Source organism: Aureimonas endophytica (assembly GCF_014642635.1).
Taxonomy (GTDB): Bacteria; Pseudomonadota; Alphaproteobacteria; order Rhizobiales; family Rhizobiaceae; genus Plantimonas; species Plantimonas endophytica.
In genome coordinates, this window is record NZ_BMIQ01000027.1 from 1 (window position 1) to 1,220 (window position 1,220).

Sequence of the window (1,220 nt, forward strand, 5' to 3'; positions counted from 1 at the left end):
AGGATGGTCTGGCTGGACTGGTTGGCGATGGAGAGGGACTGGACGCCGAGCTGCTGCTTGACCTGCAGAGCCTGGAGCTTGGTCGACTCTTCCGACATGTCGGCATCGATGAGGTTGCTGACGCCCTTGTCGATCGTGTCCATCAGCGTGTCGACGAAGCTCTTCTGCATGTCGATGCGCGAGGACACCGAGCCGAGCGCCGCCGCCGCCGAAGTCACCTTGTTGATCGCCGAGTTGACGACGGTGATGTAGGCCTTCAGCACCGAGCGGATCTCGTCGCCGGTGTCGACGCCGCGCGCCGTCAGTGTCGCCGTCGAGATGTCGATGCCGTCGACCGAGATCGAGGCGATCGAGGTCCCCGTGGTCGTGAAGCCTTCGGTCGACACCGCCGACACCGCGACCGCCGAGGTGGAGGCCGTGCTCTGCGAGGTGAAGGTCACCTTGCCCGAAGCCAGCGAGCCGACGGTCACTGCGGCGGCCGAAAGCTTGGTGGCGAGGACGGTCTGGAAGTCGCCGACCGAGTTGATCTTGCCGTCGGTCGTGCCGAGCGCGGCGTCGACATCCGACTTCGAGATCGTGTAGGCCGTCGCCGCGCCGCCGTTCAGAGCCAGCGAGAAGTTGACCTTGTCCGTGCTGGAGGTGAACTGGATCGGGCCGGTGAAGGCGTTCATCACCGCGCTAGCCGGCTCGAACTTGTCGGCGGTCACGCCCGTCACATAGTCGGTCGTGACGATCTTGCCGTTGGTTGCGTCCAGCGTACCGGCCGTGGTGTCGTTGTCCGTGCTGCCGCCCCAGGTGATGGCAACGTCCGAGGTCGTGCCGGTCGTGGCCGAGGTGAACTTCAGGAACCCGTCGCTGCCGACCGAGACGGTGACGCCGGTGACGCCGGCATCGTTGATGCCCTGCTGCAGCACCTTGACCATGTCGGCGCTGGTCGAGACCGTCACCGAGGTGGCCGAGTTGTTGAGCGCCGTCTGCACCGTGCCGCGACGGATGGAGACCGTCGTACCGGCAGCGCCGTCCTTGGCGAGGGTGAAGTGCAGTTCGTCGGTGGCGCTGTTCCAGGTCAGCGGCTTCGTCGTATCGAACACCGTCGAGCCGGAAGCGGTGTTGGTGCCGGCGACCGCCGAGCCCGCCACCAGACCGCCCGCGCTGGCGCCGGCCGTCGTGTTGGAGCCGCCGACCGTCACGCCCGACAGATCGACCGCCGTGTCGAGGAC

The 1,220-nt window shown here is 66.7% G+C and carries 1 protein-coding gene; it reads right to left on the reverse strand.

What is annotated here, in order from left to right; translation table 11 throughout:
- On the reverse strand, window positions 1–1,220 hold a 1,220-nt coding region (locus IEY14_RS25665; protein WP_210318593.1), incomplete at both ends, for a flagellin.